At 62.8% G+C, this 17,479-nt stretch carries 16 protein-coding genes; 9 read left to right on the forward strand and 7 right to left on the reverse strand.

Going from position 1 to position 17,479, the window contains the following annotated elements:
* The first annotated feature begins 183 nt into the window (after positions 1 to 183).
* The 7 genes from fabD to gmk all read left to right on the forward strand — a co-directional run bounded on the left by fabD (position 184) and on the right by gmk (position 6,723).
* Complete coding sequence (gene fabD, locus AC0L3E_RS12870; RefSeq protein WP_473604893.1) at positions 184 to 1,125, forward strand: ACP S-malonyltransferase; 942 nt, start codon at positions 184 to 186, stop codon at positions 1,123 to 1,125.
* Positions 1,126 to 1,182: 57 nt separating this feature from the next.
* The gene (gene fabG / locus AC0L3E_RS12875; protein ID WP_127271122.1) at positions 1,183 to 1,920 is read left to right on the forward strand and encodes a 3-oxoacyl-[acyl-carrier-protein] reductase; all 738 of its coding nucleotides are present in this window, start codon (positions 1,183 to 1,185) and stop codon (positions 1,918 to 1,920) included.
* Positions 1,921 to 2,130: 210 nt separating this feature from the next.
* Positions 2,131 to 2,367 (forward strand): acyl carrier protein, encoded by a 237-nt coding sequence (locus tag AC0L3E_RS12880; protein WP_006203723.1) that lies wholly within the window; start codon positions 2,131 to 2,133, stop codon positions 2,365 to 2,367.
* A gap of 34 nt (positions 2,368 to 2,401) precedes the next feature.
* Positions 2,402 to 3,664 carry a beta-ketoacyl-ACP synthase II gene (fabF, locus tag AC0L3E_RS12885; RefSeq protein ID WP_128309554.1) on the forward strand — a complete coding sequence of 421 codons (1,263 nt, stop codon included), beginning with the start codon at positions 2,402 to 2,404 and terminating at the stop codon, positions 3,662 to 3,664.
* Between the two features lie 102 nt (positions 3,665 to 3,766).
* Positions 3,767 to 5,017, forward strand: a complete 1,251-nt coding sequence (gene mltG, locus AC0L3E_RS12890; protein ID WP_473604894.1) for an endolytic transglycosylase MltG — start codon at positions 3,767 to 3,769, stop codon at positions 5,015 to 5,017.
* Between the two features lie 155 nt (positions 5,018 to 5,172).
* Positions 5,173 to 6,063, forward strand: a complete 891-nt coding sequence (locus tag AC0L3E_RS12895) for a YicC/YloC family endoribonuclease (protein WP_256745642.1) — start codon at positions 5,173 to 5,175, stop codon at positions 6,061 to 6,063.
* Between the two features lie 3 nt (positions 6,064 to 6,066).
* The gene (gene gmk, locus AC0L3E_RS12900) at positions 6,067 to 6,723 is read left to right on the forward strand and encodes a guanylate kinase (protein WP_013532512.1); all 657 of its coding nucleotides are present in this window, start codon (positions 6,067 to 6,069) and stop codon (positions 6,721 to 6,723) included.
* 137 nt (positions 6,724 to 6,860) lie between these two features.
* Here gmk and rsmA read toward each other — a convergent pair whose 3' ends face one another.
* The 6 genes from rsmA to lptF all read right to left on the reverse strand — a co-directional run bounded on the left by rsmA (position 6,861) and on the right by lptF (position 14,492).
* Positions 6,861 to 7,700 carry a 16S rRNA (adenine(1518)-N(6)/adenine(1519)-N(6))-dimethyltransferase RsmA gene (rsmA, locus tag AC0L3E_RS12905; RefSeq protein WP_473604895.1) on the reverse strand — a complete coding sequence of 280 codons (840 nt, stop codon included), beginning with the start codon at positions 7,698 to 7,700 and terminating at the stop codon, positions 6,861 to 6,863.
* Positions 7,701 to 7,710: 10 nt separating this feature from the next.
* Positions 7,711 to 8,739 carry a 4-hydroxythreonine-4-phosphate dehydrogenase PdxA gene (gene pdxA, locus AC0L3E_RS12910; RefSeq protein WP_127268605.1) on the reverse strand — a complete coding sequence of 343 codons (1,029 nt, stop codon included), beginning with the start codon at positions 8,737 to 8,739 and terminating at the stop codon, positions 7,711 to 7,713.
* Between the two features lies 1 nt (position 8,740).
* Positions 8,741 to 9,670, reverse strand: a complete 930-nt coding sequence (locus tag AC0L3E_RS12915; RefSeq protein WP_127321184.1) for a peptidylprolyl isomerase — start codon at positions 9,668 to 9,670, stop codon at positions 8,741 to 8,743.
* A 99-nt stretch (positions 9,671 to 9,769) separates the two neighbouring features.
* Complete coding sequence (locus AC0L3E_RS12920) at positions 9,770 to 12,208, reverse strand: LPS-assembly protein LptD (protein WP_473604896.1); 2,439 nt, start codon at positions 12,206 to 12,208, stop codon at positions 9,770 to 9,772.
* On the reverse strand, positions 12,208 to 13,293 hold the full coding sequence (lptG, locus tag AC0L3E_RS12925; RefSeq protein ID WP_031213741.1) for an LPS export ABC transporter permease LptG: 1,086 nt from the start codon (positions 13,291 to 13,293) through the stop codon (positions 12,208 to 12,210). The genes AC0L3E_RS12920 and lptG overlap by 1 nt, the downstream gene beginning before the upstream one ends.
* Positions 13,290 to 14,492 (reverse strand): LPS export ABC transporter permease LptF, encoded by a 1,203-nt coding sequence (lptF, locus tag AC0L3E_RS12930; protein ID WP_127267686.1) that lies wholly within the window; start codon positions 14,490 to 14,492, stop codon positions 13,290 to 13,292. Before lptF ends, lptG begins: the two co-directional genes overlap by 4 nt.
* 352 nt (positions 14,493 to 14,844) lie before the next feature.
* Here lptF and AC0L3E_RS12935 point away from each other — a divergent pair, with 352 nt between their 5' ends.
* Positions 14,845 to 16,356, forward strand: a complete 1,512-nt coding sequence (locus AC0L3E_RS12935) for a leucyl aminopeptidase (protein WP_128308106.1) — start codon at positions 14,845 to 14,847, stop codon at positions 16,354 to 16,356.
* A 28-nt stretch (positions 16,357 to 16,384) separates the two neighbouring features.
* On the forward strand, positions 16,385 to 16,834 hold the full coding sequence (locus AC0L3E_RS12940) for a DNA polymerase III subunit chi (RefSeq protein WP_023813773.1): 450 nt from the start codon (positions 16,385 to 16,387) through the stop codon (positions 16,832 to 16,834).
* A 57-nt stretch (positions 16,835 to 16,891) separates the two neighbouring features.
* Here AC0L3E_RS12940 and AC0L3E_RS12945 read toward each other — a convergent pair whose 3' ends face one another.
* Positions 16,892 to 17,410 (reverse strand): DUF995 domain-containing protein, encoded by a 519-nt coding sequence (locus tag AC0L3E_RS12945; RefSeq protein ID WP_473604897.1) that lies wholly within the window; start codon positions 17,408 to 17,410, stop codon positions 16,892 to 16,894.
* Positions 17,411 to 17,479: the final 69 nt, after the last annotated feature.

Genomic DNA, 17,479 nt, shown 5'->3' on the forward strand with positions numbered 1-17,479 from the left:
CAAACGAATCGTGAGCGGTTTTCATCAGGAGTGATCGCCAAAAACCCTTTCGCAACAGGCACTCGGCGGACGAGGCTGCCCTCGGGCAGGGTCGAACCGGGCTTGACTTGGCGCCCCGCCATGCGTCACAGGCAAGAAAAACCCGTCTTCAGGCAAGCAAAACCAGCCCTTGGGAGCCCTCGCATGGCCGTTGCATTCACCTTTCCCGGACAAGGCAGCCAGGCGGTCGGCATGGGCAAGGATCTCGCCGACGCCTTCCCCGAAGCGCGCAGGGTCTTCCAGGAAGTCGACGATGCGCTCGGCGAAAACCTGTCGAAGCTGATCTGGGAAGGGCCGGAAGAGACGTTGACGCTGACCGCCAACGCGCAGCCGGCGCTGATGGCGGTGTCGCTGGCCGCGATCCGGGCGCTGGAATCGCGCGGCTTCTCGCTGAAAGGCAAGATCGCCTATGTCGCCGGTCATTCGCTGGGCGAATATTCGGCGTTGGCCGCTGCCGGCTTCGTTTCGGTTGCCGATGCCGCCCGGTTGCTGCGCATACGCGGCAATGCCATGCAGGCGGCGGTGCCGGCCGGCGAGGGCGCCATGGCGGCGATCATCGGATTGGAACATGCCGATGTCGAAGCCGCTTGCGCGGAAGCCGCCAAAGGCTCTGTCTGCCAGATCGCCAACGACAATGGCGGTGGCCAACTGGTCATCTCCGGCGCCAAGGCCGCGGTCGAACTGGCCGCGAAACTGTGCACCGAGAAAGGCGCCAAACGCGCGCTGATGCTGCAGGTGTCCGCGCCCTTCCATTCCGCGCTGATGGCGCCGGCCGCGAACGTCATGCGCGAAGCCCTGGCCGGCGTGGCAAAGAACGCGCCGGTGGTTCCCGTCCTCTCCAATGTTACGGTCAGCCCGACCAGCGATCCAGACGAGATCGCCCGCCGCCTGGTCGAACAGATAACCGGCCGCGTGCGTTGGCGCGAGACGGTGGAATGGTTCGGCGCAAACGGCGTCACCACGCTTTACGAGATCGGCGCCGGCAAGGTGCTTTCAGGATTGGCGCGGCGCATCAGCCGCGATGTCGCCACCGCGTCGGTCGGCACCGCGGCTGACGTCGAGGCGGCCATGGCGGCGCTTGCATAAAGCGTCATTTGATCCCATCCCTGTAAAGGGTGTTCTCTTCTCAATCAGGAGACAAAAATGTTCGAATTGACTGGCCGCAAGGCGCTCGTCACCGGCGCATCCGGCGGCATCGGCGAGGCGATCGCCAGGATGCTGCATGCGCAGGGCGCGATCGTCGGCCTGCATGGCACCCGCGTCGAGAAACTGGAAGCGCTGGCTAGCGAGCTTGGCGACCGGGTCAAGCTGTTCCCGGCCAATTTGTCCAACCGTGAGGAGGTCAAGGCGCTCGGCCAGAAAGCCGAAGCCGATCTCGAAGGCGTCGACATCCTGGTCAACAACGCCGGCATCACCAAGGACGGCCTGTTCGTGCGCATGTCGGATGCCGACTGGGACAGCGTGCTCGAGGTCAACCTGACCGCCGTGTTCAGGCTGACCCGCGAACTCACCCACCCGATGATGCGCCGCCGCCATGGCCGCATCATCAACATCACCTCGGTGGTCGGCATCACCGGCAATCCCGGCCAGACCAATTACTGCGCCTCAAAGGCCGGCATGATCGGCTTCTCCAAATCGCTGGCACAGGAGATCGCCACCCGCAACATCACCGTCAACTGCGTCGCCCCGGGCTTCATCGAATCGGCGATGACCGACAAGCTCAACGACAAGCAGAAAGAGGCGATCATGGCGGCGATCCCGACGCGGCGCATGGGCACCAGCGTTGAAGTCGCGTCCGCCGTCGCTTATCTCGCCTCCAACGAAGCCGCCTACGTCACTGGCCAGACCATCCACGTAAATGGCGGCATGGCTATGATTTGACGAGGTTCGGCAGCAACGCCGGCGGGTTGTGAAAAGAGACCATTTCGGCTTGGACCTCAGCTATTTTTCGTGTAATGCGGCCCGCAACCCGGCGGTTCGGGCAAAAACCGGTCCGTAGTCGTTGCGTTTTCGGCAGGACCATCTTTCAGCTTGATTAGCGGCATTCTGCCCGCTAACGAAGACAGACAAACAAAAGACGAGGATGCCCAAATGAGTGACACCGCAGAGCGCGTCAAGAAGATCGTCATCGAGCACCTTGGCGTCGATGCCGACAAAGTGACGGAGCAGGCGAGCTTCATCGATGATCTGGGCGCCGACAGCCTCGACACGGTCGAACTCGTCATGGCGTTCGAAGAAGAATTCGGCGTCGAGATTCCCGACGATGCGGCTGAGACCATCCTGACCGTTGGCGATGCCGTGAAGTACATCGACAAGGCTTCGGCCTGACGCTTTCCGCAGTCATCACCGGGGAGGACCTGCGATGAGGCGTGTCGTCGTCACGGGCCTTGGGTTGCTGTCGCCGTTCGGCATGGGCTTCGAGCACAGCTGGAAGGAACTTCTGACCGGCCGCAGCGCTGCCAAGCGCATCACTGAGTTCGAGGTGGAGGATCTTGCCTGCAAGATCGCCCACGTCATTCCGCGTGGTGGCGGCAGCAATGCCACCTTCAATCCGGAGGCCGTGCTCGAGCCGAAGGAACTGCGCAAGATCGGCGACTTCATCCTTTACGGGATTGCCGCCGCCGACGAGGCGCTGAAGGATTCCGGCTGGGAGCCCAAGACGCATGAAGAGCGGTGTGCCACCGGCGTTCTGATCGGCTCCGGCATCGGCGGCATCGAGGGCATCGCCGAGAACGCGATGATCCTCAAGGAGCGCGGCCCGCGCCGCATCAGCCCTTTCTTCATCCCGGGCCAGATCATCAATCTCGTCTCCGGGCAGGTTTCGATCCGGCACGGACTGAAAGGCCCGAACCATGCCGTCGTCACGGCCTGTTCGACCGGCGCGCACGCCATTGGCGATGCTGCCCGGTTGATCATGTGGGGCGATGCCGACGTGATGGTCGCCGGTGGCGCCGAAGCGCCGGTGACGCGGCTGTCGATCGCCGGCTTTGCCGCATGCCGGGCACTGTCGACGGAACGCAATGATTCGCCGCAAACGGCGTCGCGACCCTATGATCGCGACCGCGACGGCTTCGTCATGGGCGAGGGCGCCGGCGTTGTCGTGCTCGAGGAGCTCGAACATGCCAGGGCGCGCGGCGCCAAGATCTATGCCGAGGTGACGGGTTATGGTCTCACCGGCGATGCGCATCACATCACCGCGCCCGCCGAGGATGGCGATGGTGCCTTCCGTTGCATGACGGCGGCACTGAATCGGGCCAAGTTGACGCCGGCCGATGTCGACTACATCAACGCGCACGGCACCTCGACCATGGCCGACACGATCGAGCTCGGCGCTGTCGAGCGGCTTGTCGGCAATGCCGCGTCGAAGATTTCGATGTCGTCGACCAAGTCGTCGATCGGCCATCTGCTTGGGGCGGCGGGTGCCGCCGAAGCGATCTTCTCGATCCTGGCCATCAGGGACAATGTCGCGCCGCCGACCATCAACCTCGACAACCCGGAACGCGAAACCGCGATCGACCTGGTGCCGAACAAGCCGCGTGCCCGCCAGATCGACGTGGCGCTGTCCAATTCCTTCGGCTTTGGCGGGACCAACGCGTCGCTGGTCTTCCAGCGCTACAATGGCTGATCGTCCGGCTGCCGGGCCGCGCTTTGGCGTGCCGTCAATTTTGCCATATTCGCCCCTACTCTGCCGCTGGGGATTCGTCGGGCGATCAAACGGTAGGGCGAAATGAACACAAATCCGGCAGGCAACGGAGAATTCGGGCAACGGCCGCCGACATCCGGCCCGATCGTGCCGAAAACGGCCAGCGAAGCGTTGCGGCCGGAGGCTGGCACGCCGCCGCCGAAGCGCTCGCGTGCGTCACGCAGCCAGGTCGTCGTGTTCATGAACTTCGTCATCTCCTCGGTGATGCTGGTGGTTCTGGCGGCCGGCGTCGCGGTCTATTTCGGCAAGCAGGAATTCACCGAACCCGGACCTTCGGCCAATGGCGACACCTTCCTGGTCAAGCCGAGCACCGGCGTCCAGGATATCGCCGACCAGCTCGAACGCCGCGGGTTGATCAGCGACGCCCGGGTATTCCGCCTTGGCGTGCGGGCCTTCGGCAATGATTCCGCGCTGAAAGCCGGCGAGTACGAGATCAAGCCCAGGGCATCCATGCGCGATATCATGGAGCTTCTGAAGAGCGGCAAGTCGGTGATGTATTCGCTGACCATTCCTGAAGGACTGACGGTCGACCAGGCATTGCAGCGCATCGCCGAGGAGACTGCGTTGAGCGGCGACATGCCGGCAACCACGCCGCCGGAGGGCAGCCTCGCCACCGACACGCTGCGCTTCACGCGCGGAGCGACACGCCAGCAGATGGTCGACAAGCTGCTGGCGGATCAGAAGAAGCTGGTCGACGATGTCTGGCAGCGGCGCGCGCCTGACCTGCCGCTGGCCAACGTCGAGGAGTTCGTCACGCTGGCCTCGATCGTCGAGAAGGAGACGGGCAAGGGTGACGAGCGTTCGCGAGTTGCCGCCGTCTTCCTGAACCGGCTTGCCAAGGGCATGCGCCTGCAATCCGATCCGACCATCATTTACGGGCTGTTCGGCGGCAAGGGAAAGCCGGCGGACCGGCCGATCTACCAGTCGGACATCCAGAAACAGACGCCCTACAACACCTATGTGATCAATGGCTTGCCGCCGACGCCGATCGCCAATCCGGGTCGTGCAGCGCTGGAGGCGGTGGCCAATCCGTCGAAGACCGCCGACCTCTATTTCGTTGCCGACGGCACCGGCGGGCACGTCTTTGCCGCGACGCTGGACGAGCACAACGAGAACGTCGCCCGCTATCGCGCGTTGCTGAAGAAGCAGGCCGATGATGCCGCCAAAGCCGCCAAGACGACTGGCACCGGCGACAGCAATGCCGTCAAACCCGCTGGCGGTGGGCCGGCTGACGGTGCCGACGACAGCGGCGGTGACGCGGGCGCTGCCCAGTAAATGAAGAAAGGCGTTGCCCGGCAGGCAACGCCCTGACATTTGGAAGAGCGCCGCGCGTCCGGTTTCGGCGCGCCTGCGGCGCAGTCTTTTTCAAGCCGCACTCGCTCTGTCCGGAAAGCCGGTTCAGGGCGATGTGCCAGGGACGTGTGGGCGATATGAATTTGCAGAGCATGACCGGTTTTGCACGTGCCGTCGCCGAGCACGAAGGCACCTCGATCGCCTGGGAGGTCAAGTCCGTCAACGGCAAGAGCGTCGAGGTACGGCTGCGGCTGCCGCAAGGCTTCGAGCGGTTGGAACCTGCTGTCCGGCAAATACTTCAGAAACGTTTTGCACGCGGCAATTTCCAGGCGACGCTGACCATCGGCCGTGCCGTTGGCGCGCAGGCGCAGCCGGTCGTCAACGAAGCCTTCCTGAAGGACCTTGCTGGGCTCGCCAAGCGGCTGCAGGAGCAATTCGGCGTTGCTGCGGCGACGTCGGATGGATTGCTTTCGCTGCGCGGCGTGCTCGACATTCCTGAAACCGTCGAAACCGAGGAGGCGAGGGCCACGCTCGATGCCGCGATCATGGCCGCGCTCGAAGTGGCCTTGAACGGGCTCGAACAGGCACGGCAGGGCGAAGGAGCCGCGCTGGCTTTGCTGTTGTCGGGTCATATCGACACGATCGAGGCGCTGACGCTGCGGGCAGAAGTGGATCCATCCCGCGAGACCGCGGTGATCCGCGAACGCATCGCCGAGCAGGTCAGGCTGCTGATGGACGCTTCCGCCAATCTGGATGCCACCCGACTGCATATGGAGGCGGCGTTCCTGGCCACCAAGGCCGATATTCGCGAAGAGATCGACCGGCTGAAAACGCATGTCGCATCCGGCCGGGCACTGCTGGTGGGCGGCGGCGCGGTCGGTCGCAAGCTCGATTTTCTGGCACAGGAATTTAACCGCGAATCGAATACGCTGTGTTCCAAATCGAATGCCGCAGCCATCACCGCGATCGGCCTGGACCTGAAGGCGGTGGTCGACCAGTTTCGTGAACAGATCCAGAATCTGGAGTAGCCGATGGTTGCCAAGGATTTGGGGTCCCGCATACGCCGCCGGGGCCTGATGCTCGTCCTGTCGTCGCCGTCCGGCGCCGGCAAGTCGACGATCGCGCGCAATCTTCTGGAAAGCGATTCCAGCCTCGAACTGTCGGTCTCGGTCACCACCAGGCCGCGCCGTGGAAGCGAGATCGAAGGCGTCCACTATCATTTTCGGACGATGCGCGAATTCGAGCGGCTTCGTGATTCCGACGCGCTGCTGGAGTGGGCCGAGGTGCATGGCAATTGCTATGCGACGCCGCGCGAACCGGCCGAACTGGCGCTGTCCGAGGGGCGCGACATGCTGTTCGACATCGACTGGCAAGGCGCCCAGCAGCTCAAGGAGAAGATGCGCGCCGACATTGTCTCGATCTTCATCCTGCCGCCATCGATGAAGGAGTTGAAGGCGCGGCTGAAACGTCGCGCTGAAGACCAGGAGGCGGTGATCGAGACGCGGCTGAAAAACGCCCGCAACGAGATCGAGCACTGGAAGGAATATGATTTCGTCATCGTCAATGATGACCTTGACCGCGCCTTCGCCGAAGTGCGCGGCATCGTCGTCGCCGAGCGGCTAAGACGCGACCGCCGGCCAGGCCTGTTCGATTTCGTCTCTGGACTGTTGGACGAGAAGACGGGCTGAGACCTCTTCCTTCGCCCCGTTCACGGGGAGAAGGTGGCCCGAAGGGCCGGATGAGGGGCGGTGCTGGCATTTCAAGGTTCGTGCTGCCCCCTCATCTGCCTGCCGGCATCTTCTCCCCGTAAACGGGGAGAAGAGAGCTACACGGCATTGGTCAGCCGCACGAATTCCTCGACGCTGAGCGTCTCGGCGCGGCGTGTCGGATCGATGCCGGCGCGTTCGAGCAGGGCCTCGCCGCCGAGGTTTTTCACGCTCTGCCGCAGCATCTTGCGACGTTGGCCGAAAGCGGCTTCTGTGACGCGGCCGAGTTTCTTCACCTCGGCGGGCAGGGGCGTCGGGCGCGGCACCAGATGCACCACCGAGGAGGTGACCTTTGGCGGCGGCGTGAATGCCTGTGGCGGTACGTCGAAGGCGATCCTCGCCTCCGTCCGCCAGCCGGCAAGAACCCCCAGCCGGCCATAGCTGTCGCTGCCGGCAGGCGCGACGATGCGCTCGGCCACCTCGCGCTGGAACATCAAAGTCATCGAGGTGTAGAAAGGCGGCCAGTCGCTGACCGTCAACCAGCGCACCAGCAGCTCCGTGCCGATATTGTAGGGCAGGTTGGCCACGATCTTGACCGGGCCGCCATTGCCGGTCGCTCGACTGGCAAGGCCTGTGAAATCCGTCTTCAGCGCATCGCCGGAAACAACCTCCAGACGGCCGGGATAGTGGTCGGACACTTCGGCAAGAGCAGCCAGGCAACGTTCGTCACGCTCGATGGCGATGACGTGACGCGCGCCGTTGGAAAGCAGGGCGCGGGTCAGCCCGCCGGGACCGGGACCGACCTCGATCACGGTTGCATCGGACAAGTCGCCGGCGGTGCGCGCGATCTTGCCGGTGAGGTTGAGGTCGAGCAGGAAATTCTGGCCGAGCGCCTTCTTTGCCTGCAGCCCATGACGCTCGATCACCTCGCGCAGCGGCGGCAGCCCGTCGATGCTCATGCCCGAGATCTCATACCGCAACCGCCTTCGTGTTCGTGTCGGCCAGCCGCCGGGCAAGCTTCAGCGCCGCTATCAGGCTGTCGGGCCGCGCCACACCCTTGCCGGCGATGTCGAAGGCCGTGCCGTGGTCGGGCGAGGTGCGGATGAAGGGCAGGCCGAGCGTGACATTGACCGCCTCGTCGAAAGCCAGCGCCTTGGCCGGGATCAGCGCCTGGTCGTGATACATGCAAAGGGCCGCGTCGTAGCCCGCCCGCGCCCGGACATGGAACAACGTGTCGGCCGGCAAAGGGCCGAAAGCGTCGATGCCATCGGCACGCAGGATGTCGACCGCCGGGCGCACGATCCGCTCGTCCTCGAGGCCCATGGCGCCGCCTTCGCCGGCATGCGGGTTGAGCCCGGCAATCGCCAGCCGTGGCTTGGCGATGCCGAAGCGGCCGGTAAGGTCGGCGGCGGTGATGCGCGCGGTGGCGACGATCAGCTCGGTGGTCAGTGCCTTCGGCACCTCGGCCAGCGCGATGTGGATGGTGACGGGAACGGTGCGCAGGTCGGGTCCTGCCAGCATCATCACCGGCATCGCCTCGACGCCGCTGTGCCGGGCCGCCAGATGCGCCAGATACTCGGTGTGGCCGGGGAAGCGAAAGCCGGCGTCGTAGAGCGGCTTCTTGGCGATGGGGCAGGTGACCACGGCCGAGGCTTCGCCGGCAAGGCAATCGGCGACGGCGCGGTCGATGGCCTCGATGGTGGCGGCCGCATTGGCCGGATCCGGCCGGCCGGGACTGTCGATGCAGCGGGCAGTCAGTGGAACGATCGGCAAGGCGCGGGCAAAGACCTGCGCCGCTTGCGCTGATGTCGTTTCGACGACCGGCAGCGAAATGCCGAGCAGGCGCGCCCGGGAGGCGATCAGCGCCGGATCGGCGAGCAGGTAGAAGGGGGGCAGGGCGGCAGCTTCGCGCGCCATAAAGGCGGCGATGGCGATCTCCGGCCCAATGCCGGACGGATCGCCGGCGCTCAACGCGAGCGCAGTCACTGCGTTGCTCACGTCAGCGCTTGACGATGCGGGCTTTTGCCTTCAGCTCGTCGACATATTTCTTGCTGAGCGCGTCGGCATCCTTGTCGCCGCCGGAGCCTTCGGCCTGAAACGCCATCTGGGCGACCTTGTCGTCGGACACTTCGCGCGACGAGCAGATGCCGATGAATTCGACGCCGCGTTCGGTTTCGCGCGTGGCGGTGGCACCGCCGACTTTGGTCGCCTTGATCTGCTCGGCCCAGTCCGGCGGCAGCTGCGGCGCCAGCACCCGGCCCAGATCCCGAACGGTGACGTCGATCAGGCCCTTGGCGAATTCGCGCGTCGTTTTGCAGCCGTTGAAGCGGGCGCGCATGGCGTCGGCCTCGCGCTTGCGTTTGCCCAGCGTCGCGCTGCGTTCAGCTGCCGGCACCACGAAGATGACCTGCTGCAGCATGTATTCGGTGGCGCTCGGTTTGGCGCCGCCTTTTTCGAGCATCTTCCTCACGAGATCCTGCTCGCTGACGGCACCGGTGCCGTCGCCAGAACGGTAGCGCGCGCTCAAAGCCTGGTTCCAGGCCATCTGGGCGCGGATGAATTCCTTGAAGTGGCTCTTGGTGACGCCTGACTTCTCCATGACGCCGTCAAGCTGGCTGAGCTGCATCTTGTTGCTCGAGGCAAAGCGCTGATACGCCGCCTCGACTTGTGCGTCGCTGATGCGGATGCCAAGCCGCTTGGCCTCGGCCATACGAAGCGTCTGGTCGATCATTTCCTGGCCGGCATCGCCCTTCTTGCGCTGCAGCTTCAGGAAGGCGGCGCGATGGGCTATGTCGCCGGTGGTGACCGGAATGTTGTTGACGACGTATTTGATCTCGCTGGCGAAAGCCGGCGGCGTCATTGCAGTGATCGACACGGACGTCGCCGCCACGAGCAACGCGAAACCTGCTGAAAAGAGGTATTTCCTCATCGTTGGTATCCCAATTCTATCCCGGTCCCGCCCAATTTCATCTTTCCAGGTGCGCGAAATCCGTGCCAGCCCTATGCGGCGAAACGATGTCGCCGATTGTTACTGGATCGTGTCGATGGCACTGGTCGACGAGCCGAATTCGCCGAGGGTGCGGAACGACAGATTGAAGCCGATGGTCTGCGACACCTCCCTGGTGTTCAGATCGCGCGACTGCGAGTAGGTCATCAGATAAGTGAAGCAGGAATCGTTGTAGGCGAAGCCGACACCGTCCTTGACCAGCAGGCTTTGCTGCAGGTCGTAGGTTCCTGTGCCGAAGACGCGCCAGTTTTCGGCCAGATGCGTGGATGCACCAAGTGTGACTTCGTGACGGTCTTCCGTGAAACCGTACAGCGGCTGGGCCTGGATGAACGCGTATTTGGCGCTCAGCGACACAGGCAGGCCGGAATAGGCGGCCTTCAACTCGGCACGGCGGACCTCGAAACTCTGTTCGTCGAAACGGCCGCTGACCGAGGCCGCGAAGCCGTTGGGGCTGTTGATGCCGAACAGGCCGACATAGTCGGACTTGGTCGTGTCGAGGCCGGAATTGGCGCCGACATTGACCAGATCCGGCGCGGCGAAAGAGTTCTCGCCGCCGATCTGATAGGATTGGCCGAAAATGGCATTGGTACCCCAGCCATTGTTGTACGAGCCGGAATAGCGGAGGCCGACATTGGCGCGCGAACCGCCTTCGACGCGGTCGTAACCGGAGAACTTGTCGCGCTCGAACAAGGTGGTCGCGTCGAAGACCATGCTTTGGGCGTCTTCGTTGGGCACTGAGAGGCCGCCGACATATTGCTCGTTCGGACGCATGAAGACCTGCGCCATTGGCTCGATGACATGGCTGGACCCGCTGGCCATGGAAAACAGCACCGGCCAACGCATCTCAAGGCCCGCGGTTGCCATGTAACGGGCAAATGACGAGCGCATATCGTCCTGCTCGCCCAAATGCGTTGCCATTCGGTCGATGGCGTCTAGCGAAGCCGACGATGCGTTGAGGTAATCCACATCGCCCTGCAGCGCGAGCAACGGCGTTAGCACCAGTCCGTCATCTGTGACGAAACTCCGCTTCCACTCGGCCTCGGCGGTGAGACGGCCCGATTCGCCTTCGATGCCGCGGACGCGCTGTGTGGGAGTGAGGGCATTGTAGGGCTGGACGAAGGTCTCGTCGACATCGTCGCGGCGGATGACACGCGCGTTGACATTGAGGGACAGCTGGCCGCCGGCCACCGAGGCATCAGGAATATAGGCGTAATCGAGCGACGGCAGCACCCAGGGCTGTTGTCCGCTTCGCGCAGAGATATTGTCGTCAGGCGTATCTTCCTGCACATCGAAATGCATGGCGCGCACGTCGAAATAGTTGCGGCCGTTGAGACCCGTCAAGTAGACCGACGACTGGTGGACGCTGCTATTGTACTTGTCGATGCCGTAGGTGTTCGAGAAGTTCTTGTCGGTCTGCAGCAGCACGTCCCAGCCGAAGTTCCAGCGTGAGTTGATGGCGAACTGCCCCTGGGTACCCATCATGCCGCGGAATTTGTTGGGATCGCCGGCGCTGCCCGAATTGACGTTGTGGCCAGAGCTGGATGGGAAGGCAGTGGTGTCGAGGAAGGCGTCGGGATTCTGCTGGTGTATCCCGGCGATCTTCAAGCTGTACTCGCCATTGTCGAAGCGCTGACGCCACTCGGCCTCACCGAGGAAGCCCTGCTTGGTATAGCCGGTGCCGGTGACGGTCAGGTCGTAGGTCGGCGCCAATGCGAGATAATAGGGGACTTTCACGCCGACGCCGAGATCGCTCTTGTAGATGATGCTCGGGATCAGGAAGCCGCTCTTGCGCTTCACCGTCGGGTCGGCAATTTCGAATGCAGGCAGATAAGCAAGCGGAAAACCGAAGAACTCGAAATTCGCATTCTCGAAGCGAACCGTCTTCTTCTCGCCGTTCCAGATGATCTTCTTGGCCTTGACGCGCCAGGTCGGCGCTTTATCCGGCTTATCCTCGCACGGCTCGCAGGCGGTGTAGACGCCATTGTGGAAGGTGGTCAGCACGCCGCCCATGCGTTCGGCGCTTTCGGCGGCGAAATAGGCCTTGTCGATGGTCTCGACCCGCAACGCGTTGACGAAGCCGTCGGCGAAGTCATCGGTGATGTCGATATGTTGCGAATTGATCTTGGTGCCGTCGCTGTTGATGACTTCGACGTTGCCGCTCGCGACCATCCGCTTGGTGTTGCGGTTGTATTCGACGCGCTGGGCGACAAGGCGATTGCCACCATAGTCGATCTGCACACCGCCGACGGCGGTCACGGTCTGGTTGTCGTTGTTGTAGACCAGCGTATCGGCCGCCAGCAGCATTTGCGAGCCGGCCGGAACCGATGTCGCCATGTCGCCGACGTCCTGCGCAAGCGCCGGTGCCGGAACGGCGTAGGCAAGCACGCACGCCAAGGCGGTCGCCGCATAGAGGCGCGCCAAACCGGCCTGCCTGTTGCTGGGCAAAAACGCCTCCCTCACTAGCCGTCTTCCTTGTATAGCAGGAAAGTCACCCCGAAGAACATAGCCACCATGACCGGTACCCAGGCGGCTACGACAGTCGGCACGAATCCCGCCACGCCGAATGCCTTCACCAGCACCGAAACGACATAAAGCAGAAAGCCAGCGATGATGCCACCCAGAATCATCGTCGCCGACTGCCCCATCCTAGCAAATCGCATTGAAACCGTTGCCGCGATCAGCGTCATGGCGACGAGAAGGAACGGCAACGCCACGAGCGAATCAAACTGCATGGCAAAAGCATTTGCCTTGAGGCCGAAGGAGCGGGCAACCTCGACCTTTCCGGGCAGGTCATAGAAGGGGATGGTTTCGGGGCGCGCCAGCCGCTCTTGCACGAATTCGGGCTTTAGATTGGTCGGTACGCGATCGGTTGCCGATGCCTGGATCGTGCCGTTCTGGAATGTCTTGACGTCCTGCAATTCCCAATAGCCGTCGCGCAGGAAGGCACGGGCGGCGTCCTTGCGCTCGACGATGTTGCCTTGCGGGTCGAGAATGAAAAATACGACATCGGCCATTTCCAGGCCCTGGTTCAGGATGGCCCGCGCACCGATGATGGTGTCGCCCGAACTGGTTTTCTGCCGGATCCAGGGCGCGGCATCGGCCGAGACCGTATTCGATTTGCCGGAACGCAGCTGGGTTTCGATCTGCTCGGACCAGGAGAATGCGTGCGCGGCGAGTGGATTGATGACGCCAACCGACAGGACGCCGAACAGCAAGGCTCCGATACAGCAGGGCAAGAGGAACTGCCAGGCGGAAACACCGGCGGAACGGGCGATGACCAGCTCGTAGCGCCGGTTCAGCGACACCAGCGTGGCCATCGCCGAGAAGAGACCGACGAACGGCACCGTCTGCAGCATGATCATCGGCATACGGAGGCCTGAAATGGCTACCGCCGTGCCGTAGGTGAAGCCGGGCAGGCCGGTGGTGCGGCCGGACAGCTCGGTGAAGTCGATCAGGAACACCAATGCCAGGAGGCCGATGAAGAACCAGATGGTGATCGTCACATAGCGGAAGAAGAAGTAGCGGCCCAGTGTCCAGCCCATCAGCCGACCCCTTGCCCTGATGCGCCGCGCCTGGACAAACGCAATTTGAAAGCATTCCAGCTGTCAGCGATGCGCGTGGCGAAGTTTGTCATCCAGTCCGCCCAGGTCACCGGCAGTTCCAGTGTTCGGTTGGAGACGATGAACCAGATCGCCACCGCGGAAGCCACGATCGGCACGCCATAGACCATATACGCATATTGCGGGACCTCATCCGCCTTGCTGGCGGCAAAAAAGCCCAGCCAACGCACGAACAGCGATATCGTGATCGCCGTGATCAGCGGATTGACGCGCGCCTCGCGGTGCGAGCGCGCATCCCCGGCGACCGCAAGCGCGATCAGCGCGAAAACCATGGAATAGGTCCATTCCGAGAACCGTTGGTTGACCTCGGCCCGGTATTCGTAGGGGTTCTGCTGATAGTACTTGTCGTTGGCGCCCGGGTTGAGCAGGTACTGCGTCGTCTGGTCCTTGGGCAGGAGCGTCACCGCCGAAGCCGCCGCCATGAAGGCCGACATGTCGAAGGCATAGGAGGTAAAGCGGATGACGGAGAGATCGCCGGTCAGCGTTTTGCGATGGATGACGCCGTCATTCATCATCAGCACCTTTTCACCGCCGCGTTCGACGATGCTGCCGGTCTTGGCGTAGTAGACGAGGTTGACGCCTTCCTCGCGCGAATCGGCGACGAAAATGCCACCCAGCCGGTTGTCGGGAAGGCGCTCACCGATCTGCAGGAACAGCCCGTCGTCAATCTTGCGGAAGGTGCCTTCCTGGATGATCAGCGACAACAGATCCGCGCGCGACGAGGCCACCAGTGCCCGGTTCTTCTGCCGTGCGTAAGGGTCGATGCCGTTGTCGACGGCAAAGGAAAAAACGGCGGCGGCGAGCGCCAGCAACATGATCGGCCGTACGATCGTCCAGCGCGAGGCCCCCGCGGCGTTGACGACGGCGAGTTCGGAATCCGAATTCATCACACTGAGTGTCTGTGCGACTGCCACCACCAGCGCAAAAGGCACCACGATCGGGATGATCGACGGAAGGATGAGGGCGGCGACTTCGAAGAAGGTCAACGCCGACTGGCCGCTGTCTGTCACCAGATCGATCTTTGCCAGCACCTGTGTCGTCCACACGATCGCCAGCGTCCACACAAGAGCGGCCATGAAGACCACGAAAGCGCGGCGCATGATGTAGCGTTCAACGACCTTCATGAAGGCTTTTCTCGATTTTTTCGAACGGCATCATGCCACCGAACAAGGTAGCTGTCCGGCAGCGCCTGCACAACTGGCTCCATCAGATGGTCGATCCGGGTTCTGTCCCACATTACGCCCCCCGGCTGGGCGGAGTGTCGGCGGGAATGGATAAGAAAGGGCGAACATCGATGGTTAACAACAGGTTGCGGCAAAAAGCGGGGCCGTGCCGCGACGAATCGTCATCGATTCCATAGGTCATATGGGATGCCAATTCGGCAAAGTCTTGCCAAATGCCGGAAAACGACCAAATGTCGCGCATCGTTTCGAACCGCTTCCCCAAAAGTCGCGCATTCCCTGAAAGCAGGACATGATGAATCAAAGACCGTCGATCGCCTTCGCCAAATTTTCCGGGTCCCAGAGCGCGGTAAACAAGAAGGGCACTGTCTTCGTGTTCGCGGCGGATGAGGGCGGCCTGAGTGACGTCGCCAAGGCCGGCGATCCCGGCAAGACATTGGAGCGGGCCTTTCCCGTGGCTGAGTTCATGGGCAAGTTCGCCAGCACGGTGGAAGTTCTGGCGCCGCAGGGAGCGTCGCTCGACAGACTCGTGGCGATAGGCACCGGCAAGGTGTCGGGACTGGACGAATATGCGTGGCTGAAGCTTGGCGGCACCGTTGCCGCGTCGCTGCGCAAGGCGACCGAAGTGGCGGTGGTCCTCGATGTGGCCGGCGCCTCGCCGAGTGCGAAGGATGCGGCAAACCTTGCCGCGGGCATTCTCCTGCGCAGCTATTCCTTCGATAAGTACAAGACCAGGAAGGACAAGGACGACAGCAAGGCAGAGCCGAAGAAGCCGGTCAAGGTGACCATCCACACCGCCGATCCGGCCGCTGCGAAGAAGGCCTTCGCCGATGCCGAGGCGGTGATAGACGGCGTCCTGCTGGCGCGCGACCTCGTCAACGAACCGGCAAACGTGCTTGGACCGGTCGAGTTCGCTGCCCGCGCCAAGGAACTCGAGGCGCTAGGCGTCAAGGTCGAGATATTGGCTGAGAAGGAAATGAAGAAGCTCGGCATGGGCTCGCTGCTCGGTGTCGCGCAAGGCTCGCCGCGCGGCGCCCGCATGGCGATCATGCAGTGGAACGGCGGCAAGCCGAAGGACAGGCCGATCGCCTTCGTCGGCAAGGGCGTCACTTTCGACACCGGCGGCAATTCCATAAAGCCGGCCTCGGGCATGGAGGATATGAAGGGCGACATGGGCGGTGCCGCCGCCGTCACCGGCTTGATGCATGCGCTGGCGGCCCGCAAGGCGAAAGCCAATGTCGTCGGTATCATCGGACTGGTCGAAAATGCTGTCGACGGTCATGCCCAGCGTCCCGGTGATATCGTCACTTCGATGTCGGGCCAGACCATCGAGGTGCTCAATACCGATGCCGAGGGCCGCCTCGTGCTGGCCGATGCGTTGTGGTACTGCAACGACCGCTTCCAGCCGAAATTCATGGTCAATCTGGCGACGCTGACCGGCGCCATCATGGTGGCGCTCGGCCAACATTATGCCGGCCTGTTTTCCAACAATGACGAGCTGGCCGAAAAGTTGTCGGCGGCGGGGCAGGCGACGCAGGAACGGCTGTGGCGCATGCCGCTCGGTGCCGAATACGACAAGCTCATCGATTCCAAGAACGCCGACATGAAGAACATCGGCGGCCGTTTTGGCGGCGCCACCATTGCGGCGCAGTTTCTGCAGCGCTTCGTCAAGGAAACGCCATGGGCTCATCTCGACATTGCCGGCACGGCGATGGGGGCGCCGTCGAACGAGATCAACCAGTCCTGGGGTTCCGGTTTCGGCGTCAGGCTGCTCGACCGGCTGGTGCGCGATAATTATGAGCAGTGAACGGGTTCAATCACTATAGGCTGAAGCGATGGCCGACGTCCTGTTCTACCACCTGACCGAATCGACGTTGGAGGATGCGCTGCCAGGCCTCCTGGAGCGCAGCGTCGACCGTGGCTGGCGCGCCGTGGTGCAGACAGGCACCGAGGAACGCCGCGATGCGCTCGACCAGCATCTGTGGACCTTCCGCGACGATTCGTTCCTGGCGCACGCAACCGATCGTGAGGCTCATCCCGGTGAACAGCCGATTCTGTTGACCACCGGCGACGGCAATCCCAACGACGCCAAGATTAGGTTCCTGGTCGACGGTGCGGTGCCGCCTGACCTTGGCGGCTACGAGCGCGCGGTGTTCCTGTTCGATGGCCACGATGCCGCCCAGCTCGAGGCGGCGCGAGGGCACTGGAAGGTGATGAAGAGCGCTGGCCACGCCGTCACCTACTGGCAACAGACGCCAGATCGCCGCTGGGAGCGCAAGGCTTAAGCAGGTCGCCTGAACGTTCAGGCGACCTGCTTGACCTGTGCCGCGTCACGACAATATCTACTGCTTTGCCTTGATCCGGTTCATTTTCGTTGTGACATAGTCGCCGTATTTCAATTTCATCGACTCGTCCGACCGGTTTCGACGCGGGCTCTTGAAAACGTACCATTCGCCATCAGGCGATTTACGCTTGTAGATAACCTCGCCCACTTGGCGATGCTCGAAGCAGGTCATCGAGCCCTTCACCCCCCAGGAGCCATGCCATTGCGCGCGGTAGCAGAGCTTGCCGCCGCCGGGAATGAACCACATGCCGTCGCCATAGCCCGACTTGCCCTTGTCGTGAGTCCAGGCATCGAACTGCCTCTGCTTGACGGCAAAGAACCCGGCGCCCTTCTTGCCCCACAGCCACGAATGGTTCTGATAAATCTGGTAGACGCCTTCGTCAGGAACGACTGTGGCTTTTTGCGCCTGCTCGGCGATCCTTGTCGCCGTCTTGGCCGTCGCAGGAACCTGAAAGGCAAGAACAAGAACGGAGCAGGCGAATGCCGCTCCGAGATAATTTCCCACTACCCGTTTCACGAAACTTCTCCACAGACTGATTTACGCTACGCCTCAACCCTCATCCCGAACCGCTGGTTCGAGATGGAT

It is taken from the genome of Mesorhizobium sp. WSM4822, assembly GCF_055811155.1.